The sequence below is a fragment of the Nocardioides caeni genome (assembly GCF_004912195.1).
GTDB lineage: Bacteria > Actinomycetota > Actinomycetes > Propionibacteriales > Nocardioidaceae > Nocardioides > Nocardioides caeni.
Map to the genome: position 1 here is coordinate 98,573 of NZ_STGW01000014.1, position 8,329 is coordinate 106,901.

Annotated in this window: 7 protein-coding genes and 1 tRNA gene; 4 read left to right on the forward strand and 4 right to left on the reverse strand. The window is 70.8% G+C overall.

The features are described 5' to 3' along the window. Positions 1-252: 252 nt before the first annotated feature. Both E9934_RS16585 and E9934_RS16590 read left to right on the forward strand, forming a co-directional pair. Complete coding sequence (locus E9934_RS16585) at positions 253-1,881, forward strand: AMP-binding protein (RefSeq protein WP_136564012.1); 1,629 nt, start codon at positions 253-255, stop codon at positions 1,879-1,881. 86 nt (positions 1,882-1,967) lie between these two features. Beyond that, on the forward strand, positions 1,968-3,896 hold the full coding sequence (locus tag E9934_RS16590; protein WP_136564013.1) for a CocE/NonD family hydrolase: 1,929 nt from the start codon (positions 1,968-1,970) through the stop codon (positions 3,894-3,896). Positions 3,897-4,164: 268 nt separating this feature from the next. On the opposite strand, the gene E9934_RS16595 is transcribed toward E9934_RS16590, so the two are convergent. The 4 genes from E9934_RS16595 to E9934_RS16610 form a co-directional block, all read right to left on the reverse strand. Next, positions 4,165-5,172, reverse strand: coding sequence for a siderophore-interacting protein (locus E9934_RS16595; RefSeq protein WP_238695018.1), 1,008 nt, complete (start codon positions 5,170-5,172; stop codon positions 4,165-4,167). Positions 5,173-5,239: 67 nt separating this feature from the next. Next, complete coding sequence (gene dcd, locus E9934_RS16600; RefSeq protein WP_136564014.1) at positions 5,240-5,815, reverse strand: dCTP deaminase; 576 nt, start codon at positions 5,813-5,815, stop codon at positions 5,240-5,242. 10 nt (positions 5,816-5,825) lie between these two features. Beyond that, positions 5,826-6,812, reverse strand: a complete 987-nt coding sequence (locus E9934_RS16605) for a hypothetical protein (protein WP_136564015.1) — start codon at positions 6,810-6,812, stop codon at positions 5,826-5,828. Positions 6,813-6,815: 3 nt separating this feature from the next. After that, a complete protein-coding gene (locus E9934_RS16610; RefSeq protein WP_158295041.1) occupies positions 6,816-7,280 on the reverse strand; it encodes a SigE family RNA polymerase sigma factor in 465 nt (154 codons plus the stop codon). Between the two features lie 78 nt (positions 7,281-7,358). Between E9934_RS16610 and E9934_RS16615 the strand changes: the two genes are divergently transcribed. Together E9934_RS16615 and E9934_RS16620 are read left to right on the forward strand one after the other, a co-directional pair. Continuing rightward, on the forward strand, positions 7,359-8,132 hold the full coding sequence (locus tag E9934_RS16615; RefSeq protein WP_136564017.1) for an SGNH/GDSL hydrolase family protein: 774 nt from the start codon (positions 7,359-7,361) through the stop codon (positions 8,130-8,132). 73 nt (positions 8,133-8,205) lie between these two features. After that, a tRNA-Gly gene (locus E9934_RS16620) sits at positions 8,206-8,278 on the forward strand. The last annotated feature ends 51 nt before the right edge of the window (positions 8,279-8,329 follow it).

Genomic DNA, 8,329 nt, shown 5'->3' on the forward strand with positions numbered 1-8,329 from the left:
GCTGCTGCTGAGTCCGAGCCCGAGCCCGAGCCGACGAAGGCCACGGCCACCCCCGCGGCCTCCTCGGGCGCGACGAACGAGCCGCGCACCGACGTCGACATCAACGCCACGGACTCGCTCTTCGACCTCTGACCGTTTCGGGGTAGTCCCTGCCCAAAAGCACCGAAATCCGACCTCGGACGGTGCTTTTGGGCAGGGACTACCCCGAGCGGGGCACTGTGATCGCGGTCACGGACGAGGCACGATGGCTGCATGACCGAGCTGTCGTACGCCGCCGGGGAGACCACCACACCGCTGCTGGACGAGACGATCGGGGCCAACCTGGCCCGGACCGTGGCGCGCTGGCCGGACCGGGAGGCGCTGGTCGAGGTCGCGACGGGGCGGCGCTGGACGTGGCGTGAGCTCGACGAGGTCGTCGACGCCGCGGCCCGTGGCCTGATCGCCCGGGGCATCGCCGCCGGCGACCGGATCGGGATGTGGGCGCCCAATTGTGCGGAGTGGACGATCGTGCAGCTCGCCTCCGCCCGGGCCGGCGCGATCCTGGTCAACGTCAACCCGTCCTACCGCACCCACGAGCTGGCCTACGCGGTCAACCAGTCCGGTTTGCGGCTGATGATCGCGGCCACCAACTTCAAGACCAGCGACTACCGCGGGATGCTCGAGCAGGTGCGGTCCGAGGGCCAGGTGCCGGGGCTGGAGGACGTGCTGTTCTGCGACACCGAGGACTGGACCGACCTCCTCGCCGCCGGGACGACGCTGCCTGAGGAGGCGCTCACCGAGCGTGAGGCGCAGCTCGCGCCCGGCGACCCGATCAACATCCAGTACACGAGCGGCACCACCGGCCGTCCCAAGGGCGCCACCCTCAGCCATCGCAACATCCTCAACAACGGCTTCTTCGTCACCGAGCTGATCGACTTCAGCGAGATCGACCGGCTCTGCATCCCGGTGCCCTTCTACCACTGCTTCGGGATGGTGATGGCCAACCTCGGGTGCGTCACCCACGGCGCGACGATGGTGATCCCCGCGGCCGGCTTCGACCCGGTGTCGACCCTGCGGGCGATCCAGGACGAGCGCTGCACGGGGGTCTACGGCGTTCCCACGATGTTCATCGCGATGCAGAGCGCCCCCGAGTTCGCCGACCACGACGTCAGCAGCCTGCGCACCGGCATCATGGCGGGGTCGATCTGCCCGGTCGAGGTGATGAAGCGGTGCATCGACGACATGCACATGGCGGAGGTCGGCATCGCCTACGGCATGACCGAGACCAGCCCGGTGAGCTGCCAGACGCGCCCCGACGACGACCTCGAGCGTCGTACGGCGACGATCGGGCGGGCCGCCCCGCACGTCGAGATCAAGGTGGTCGACCCCGTGACCGGCGAGCCGGTGCCTCGGGGCGAGGCAGGGGAGTTCTGCACCCGCGGCTACTCGGTGATGCTCGGCTACTGGGAGGACGAGGCCCGGACCGCCGAGGCCATCGACGCTGACGGGTGGATGCACACCGGCGACCTGGCGGTGATGCGGGAGGACGGCTACTGCACCATCGTCGGGCGGATCAAGGACATGGTCATCCGCGGCGGCGAGAACATCTATCCCCGCGAGATCGAGGAGTTCCTCTATGCCCACCCCGACATCGAGGACGTGCAGGTGATCGGCGTCCCCGACGAGCGCTACGGCGAGGAGCTGTGCGCCTGGATCCGGCTGCGGCCCGGTGCGGCGCCGCTCGACGCAGCCGCCGTCCGTGCGTACGCCGAGGGCCGGCTCGCGCACTACAAGATCCCGCGCTACGTGCTGCTCGTCGAGGAGTTCCCGATGACGGTGACGGGCAAGATCCGCAAGGTGGAGATGCGCGAGCGCTCGACGGAGCTGCTCGGCCTGGGTTGAGCCGGGGCACGCGGTGTGACACGCTGCCGTGACCGGAGTACCACCTCGCTCGTTGGGCCAGCGAACCACCGGGAGAGGGAGACCCCATGAACCGCCACGTCCTCCGTGCCGCGGGCGCTGCCGCCAGCGCCGCGCTCGTCGTCACCACCCTGCTGTCCGCGGGCGCCGAGGCCACCGTGGCGTCGACCCTCCCGGCCGGACCCGTCGCCGTCGACCGTGGCGCCGCGTCCGCCGTCCCCGCTGCCGCACCCGCCGCGCGGTCCGCGTGGAAGCCGCGGCCGGCGAGGTACGCCCAGTCGGTCACCACCAAGGACCTGAAGATCGTGATGGACGACGGCGTCGTCCTGCGCGGCGACCTGATCCGGCCCGCCACCGCGGACGGGAAGCCCGTCGCCGCTCGGCTCCCCACGCTGGTCACCATCACGGCCTACAACAAGTCGGTCATCGGCTCCGGCGCGACAGCCGGTCTCGGTGGTGGCGACACGATGTACCTGGTCAAGCGCGGCTACGCCCAGCTGACCGTCGACGCGCGCGGCACCGGCGTCTCCGAGGGCGTGTGGAAGGCCTTCAGTGCCCGCGAGGGCAAGGACGCCGGCGCCATCATCGAGTGGGCGGCCTCCCGCGGCTGGAGCAACGGCAAGGTCGGCATGACCGGCCCGTCCTACATGGGCATCTCCCAGCTCTTCGCCGCCGCCCGACAGCCCAAGGGGCTCAAGGCGATCTTCCCGCAGGTGCCGGCCGCGGACGTCTACCGCGACGTCGTGGCGACCGGTGGCCAGATCGACGTCGGCTTCATCCCCCTGTGGCTCGGGCTGGTCACCGCGACCGGTGTCATCCCGCCGTCGTACGGCGTCCAGGAGCCGGCCAACGGCTTCAGCATGCTCACCGACCATCTCGAGGGCCTGCTCTCCTTCACCGCGCCGCTGATGCTCAACGCGATCCTCGGGGGCGAGCCCGCCTATGACGGCCCGTTCTATCGCGAGCGGTCACCGATCGAGGTGATCAGCAAGGTGAAGGTCCCGACCTTCCTGATCGGTGGGGAGTTCGACCTCTTCCAGCGCGGGACGCCGCTGGTGTTCGAGGCACTGCAGAAGAACAAGGTGCCGACGAAGTTCATCCTGGGGCCGTGGGACCACCTGCAGGGCTCCGGTGGCGCCGACATCGGCAAGGCCGGCTATGGCACGCTCGAGGAGCTGCAGCTGCGCTGGTTCGACCACTACCTGATGGGCCGGGACACGCACCTGGACGAGATCTCGGCGCTGAGCTACTACGAGCAGGGCTCCGGACGCTGGGTCCGCAAGAACAAGTGGATCGCCTCCGACCTCTCCGCGCGGAGCTATCAGCTGTCGGGCAACGCCGCGATCGGTGGGCAGAGCGGGGCGCTCGTCGCCAGCTCGCCCAAGGCCGGCAACGCGATCGTGCCGCCGATCCCCGTCACCGGTCTGTGCACCCGCTCCGCCAACCAGTGGACCGCCGGCCTGCCCAACCTCCTGCTGTCGAGCCTCCCGTGCTTCTCCGACAACAAGCTCAACGACCTCGGTGGCGTCACCTTCGACACCCGACCGCTGGCGAAGGCGGTGCGTTTCCAGGGGCCCCTCAACGCCCGGCTCTACGTCTCCTCGCCCAGCGGGGACGGCATGCTGTCGGTCGCCGTCGAGGACGTCGCCCCGGACGGCACCGTGTCGCGGATCAGCGGCGGCTGGCAGGTCATCTCGCACCGGGCGCTCGACCGCAGCAAGTCGCGCTACCTCGACGGCCGCCTGCTGCAGGCCTGGCACCCGCACACCAAGGCCGCGCAGAAGCGGCTCGCGTCCGGCCAGATCGCTCCGGTCGACGTCGAGATCTTCCCGACCGGCGCGGTCGTCCGGCCCGGGCACCGGCTGCGGATCGCGGTGCAGGCCTTCGACATCCCGCACCTGCTGTCACCGCTGCCCGACCTGCTCGGTCAGCTGGTGCCCGTCACGGTGCACACCGGCCCGGCCCACCCCTCGTCGTTGACGATGGCGGTGCGCTGACCTCGCAGGTCTCCCTCGTTCGTCGAGGAGGCCGGCCACGGCTGTCTCGAGACGTGGTGAGCCGTCGTAGTTCGTCGAGGAGGCCGGCCACGGCCGTCTCGAGACGTGGTGAGCCGTTGCCGGAACTGTGCCACGCAGCTGACCGGGTCTCGAGACGCGCGTCGCGACCTCGTGCCTCGGTCGCGGCGCTCCTCGACCTCTCCGGCGCGGCCACCCTGCTCGTGCCTCGCAGCGTGGCTCGCTCCTACGATCGTGCCTCGAAGGGTCGTCAGGAGCGCATCGAGACGCCCTCGCGCCAGTAGCCCATGAACGCGACCTGGCCGCGGTCGAAGCCGAGGTCCTTGACCAGCCGCCGGCGCAGGCCGGTGACGACCTTGGACTCGCCGGCGATCCACGCGTAGAGGCCGGCGTACGACGAGCCCTCGGTCGGCACCGCGGTCGCCTCGGCCACGGTCTCGCCGGAGGAGGAGTGGACGGGGGTCTCCCAGAGGTCGGGATCGATCTCGTCCTCGGTGACGACGACGGTCTCGGCGGGCCGGGTGCCGGTGAGGTGGTCGAGGACCGCGGCGTGCAGGTCCTCACCGCGGGGACGGCCGTTGCGGGGGAGCCAGGTCAGCTCGATGCCGGCGGGAGTGGTGACGTCGTCGTAGACGTCACTGTCGCCGGGCACTTCGAGGAAGGCGGCGCCGACGGCATCGGCCGGCAGGTCGCGCAGGATCCCGCGGATCGCCGGCGCGGCGGTCTCGTCGCCCACCAGCAGCAGACGCTGGGCATCGCCGGGCGCCCACTCGATGCCACCGAACTCGTGGCCGCGGCGGGGGCAGAGGATGACGAGGCGCTGACCGGGCTCGGCCTGGAGTGCCCACCGGTTGCCGGCGCCGTCGAGAAGGTCGGCGTCGTCGGACCCGTGCTCGGCGTGCTCGCCTCCGTCGTCGTGGACGACGATGTCGACCACGAGGCGGGTGTCGCTGCCCTCGCCGACGACGTCACGGACCGTGTAGGTGCGCATCGAGCCGCGCTCGTCCTCCGGGATCTCGATCCACGTCGTCCACCACGACTCGTCGGCGTCCGCGAAGGACGGCAACGTGCCCGAGGCGTTCGGGAAGATCAGCTTGATGCGCTGGTCGAGCACGGGCCCGGGCGTGCCGAACTCGGCGAGCTCGGGGCCGGCCAGCGCGATCCGCACGAAGGACGGCGAGACCCGCTCGACCGAGGCGACCTCGAGCTCCGCGAGGATCATCGGCAGGCTGGCGACGTACGTGTTCTCCGCGGTCATGTAGGCAAGCCTAACCTGCGCGCCGAGCCCGCCCTCGTCCGGTCGACCCGTCGATGCGGAGCGCAGCTCAGATGCTGGTGCGGTGGAAGTTCTGGAAGGAGCGCGACGGCGTCGGGCCGCGCTGGCCCTGATAGCGCGAGCCGTACTTCTCCGAGCCGTAGGGGTGCTCGCTCGGCGAGGACAGCCGGAAGAAGCAGAACTGGCCGATCTTCATGCCCGGATAGAGCTTGATCGGCAGCGTCGCGACGTTGGCGAGCTCGAGGGTGACGTGGCCGGAGAAGCCCGGGTCGACGAAGCCGGCGGTCGCGTGGGTCAGCAGGCCGAGGCGCCCCAGCGACGACTTGCCCTCGACGCGGGCCGCGATGTCGTCGGGCAGCGTGACGACCTCGTACGTCGACCCCAGCACGAACTCCCCGGGGTGCAGGATGAACGGCTCGTCGCCCTCCGGCTCCACCACCCGGGTCAGGTCCGACTGGTCGGCGGCGGGGTCGATCGAGGGGTACTTGTGGTTGTCGAACACCCGGAAGAACCGGTCCAGCCGGAAGTCCACCGAGGACGGCTGCATCAGGCCCGGGTCATAGGGCTCCAGGCCGATTCGTCCGGCGTCGATCTCTGCGGTGATGTCGCGGTCGCTGAGCAGCACAGACGGCAGGCTACCCGCCACCGGGCATCATGAGAGCGACCGCCGGCTCCTCTGGAACGACCATCACCGGCATCCCGGCGATCTGGGCGAGCTCCTCCTGCAGCTCGGCCCGACGGTCCCCCAGTGAGCTGGGGTCGATCCCGATCTCGATCCCGGTGCCGTCGTTGCAGGGCGAGGACATGGTCCACCGCCCGGCGATCTGCCCAGACTGCATCGCCTGCTGCACGCGGTTCATGGCGGCACCGGCCTCCTTCAAGGAGTACGGAACCCCCTTGACGACGATCCGACCGCCCTCAGCGAAGGTGAGACTCTCCAGCGCCTGAACCTGCGCGGGCACGGGCTCCTTCCATTGCAGAAGGATCGCGCCGGCCGAGTCCCAGTAGGCGAGTCCGGCAAAGCCCCTGACCTCACGGGTCACCCGCAGCGCCGCCTTCTTGGCCGGCTCGAGCGTCCACTGCCCGACGACGCTGGTCTGGCCGTCCTCGTCGAGCCCGACCGACGGTCCGCTCGCGTCCCAGCCATGCACGACGACCGCGTCGTAGTCGCCCTCGAGAACCTCGCGAGCAGCATCGACGTCCCCGGTGACCAGGACGATCACGCCGAGCCCGGTGACCGTGGCGTGCTTCACCGCGAAGCCGGAGAAGGTGGTTTCCTCGATCGCCTCCAGATCTGCCTCCCACTGCTCTCGCACGTCGTCGGGGAGATTGAGTGACGAGTCGTCGACCGCGCTGTCGGCGCAGGAGAACAGCACGTCCCCGGGATCGGGGGCGGCGACCGGGTCCGCTGCGCGGCGCTGCTCGGGACCGCTGCTCAGCACGGCCGCGACGAGGGCGGTCGCCGCCACTCCTGCGACGCCCGCAGTGGCCACCGCCCGTCGGCGATGCCGTCGCCGTCGTACCTCCGCCGCGATGAGCCCGACCGCGTCGCCGGTGGCGCGCAGTTCACCGCCACGCAGGGCCTGCTGCCACTCCTCGTCCATCTGGTCCATCTCTTTCATCCCTCACACCTCCTCAGGAGCCCGCTCGCGCAGGCGGGCCAGTCCACGGGACAGGTGGGAGCGCGCAGTGCCGGTCGAGCAGCCGAGCCGGGCGGCGATCGTGGCGTGGTCGAGGTCCTCCAGTGCCCGCAGTACTACGGCCGCCCGCTGCTGCGGCGTCAGCTCCGCCAGCGCCTCGACCAGCCAGGCCGGCAGCTCGTCGATCACGTCGACCGGCACCGCGCGATCCGGCGACCGGTCGGTCAGCACCTCACGCCGCCGCCGTCGCGCCCGGTCGATGTTGAGCCGGACCACGACCGTGCGGGCGTAACCGCCCGGGTTCTGCGCAGCCAGACGCCGCCACCGCAGCCCCACCCGCACCATCGCCTCCTGGGTCAGGTCCCAGGCGTCGTGCGGGTTCCCGGTCAGCGCATACGCCAGTCCGAGCAGGCGCGGCGTCTCCGCCCGCGCGAACTCCTCGAACTCCATGCGACTCCTCCTGTCCCCACCCCAACGCAGGACGGCACCGAAACGTTGAGATGGCAGGCGCTGGTCCATCATGGCGTCATGGCCTTCAGCAAGTACGTCGCACTCGGAGACTCCTTCACCGAAGGCGTCGGCGACCCCGACCCGGACCGGCCCAACGGGTGGCGCGGCTGGGCCGACCGGTTCGCCGAGGCCCTCGCGGCCGACGCCGCCACCGCCGGCCACGACTTCGGCTACGCCAACCTCGCCATCCGCGGCCGCAAGCTGCCCGCGATCCTCGCCGAGCAGATCGACCCGGCCATCGCCCTCGGCCCCGACCTCGTCTCGATCCACGGCGGCGGCAACGACGTGCTCCGCCCCAAGGTCGACCTCGACGCCCTCGCCGCCTCCTACGACGACGCCGTCGGCCGACTCGCCGCCAGCGGCGCCCACGTCGTCATGTTCACCATCGCCGACACCGGCAACAGCGGCGTCATGAAGGTGATCCGCGGACGCACCGCCATCTTCAACGAATGGGCCCGCGAGATCGCCGAGAAGCACGGCGCCACCCTCGTCGACATGTGGCGCATGCGCGGCTGGACCGTCGAGGAGATCATGAACGAGGACCGCCTCCACCTCAACGCCGTCGGCCACCAGTCCATCGCCATCGCCGTCGCCGACGCGCTCGGCCTCCAGCACGACCTCCAGCCGCTCCCGCCCGTCGACCTGCCGGTCCTGACGCCCCGCGAGCAGCGCGCCGCCAACGTCGCCTGGGCCCGCGGCCACCTCGCACCCTGGGTGCACCGCCGGGTCACCGGCCGCTCCTCCGGCGACGGGGTGGCACCGAAGCGATCCACCCTCGAACCCATCCGGTAACATCCTGCTTCGCACGGAGACCAGCCCCGTGACCGCCTTTCCGGGGGTCCACGGGGGCGGAGCCCCCGTGTGTGCGGATGTAGCTCAGTTGGTAGAGCGTCAGCTTCCCAAGCTGAATGTCGCGAGTTCGAATCTCGTCATCCGCTCGTTGGATTTGCGCGAGCGCGTCGTCCTGTCGGCGTCGGCCACACGGGCGC

Excerpts from the sequence above, each read along its gene's own strand:
- E9934_RS16585 (WP_136564012.1), top strand. The coding sequence starts at position 253 with ATGACCGAGCTGTCGTACGCCGCCGGGGAGACCACCACACCGCTGCTG.
- E9934_RS16590 (WP_136564013.1), top strand. The coding sequence starts at position 1,968 with ATGAACCGCCACGTCCTCCGTGCCGCGGGCGCTGCCGCCAGCGCCGCG.
- E9934_RS16595 (WP_238695018.1), bottom strand. The coding sequence starts at position 5,172 with ATGACCGCGGAGAACACGTACGTCGCCAGCCTGCCGATGATCCTCGCG.
- E9934_RS16605 (WP_136564015.1), bottom strand. The coding sequence starts at position 6,812 with ATGAAAGAGATGGACCAGATGGACGAGGAGTGGCAGCAGGCCCTGCGT.
- E9934_RS16610 (WP_158295041.1), bottom strand. The coding sequence starts at position 7,280 with ATGGAGTTCGAGGAGTTCGCGCGGGCGGAGACGCCGCGCCTGCTCGGA.
- E9934_RS16615 (WP_136564017.1), top strand. The coding sequence starts at position 7,359 with ATGGCCTTCAGCAAGTACGTCGCACTCGGAGACTCCTTCACCGAAGGC.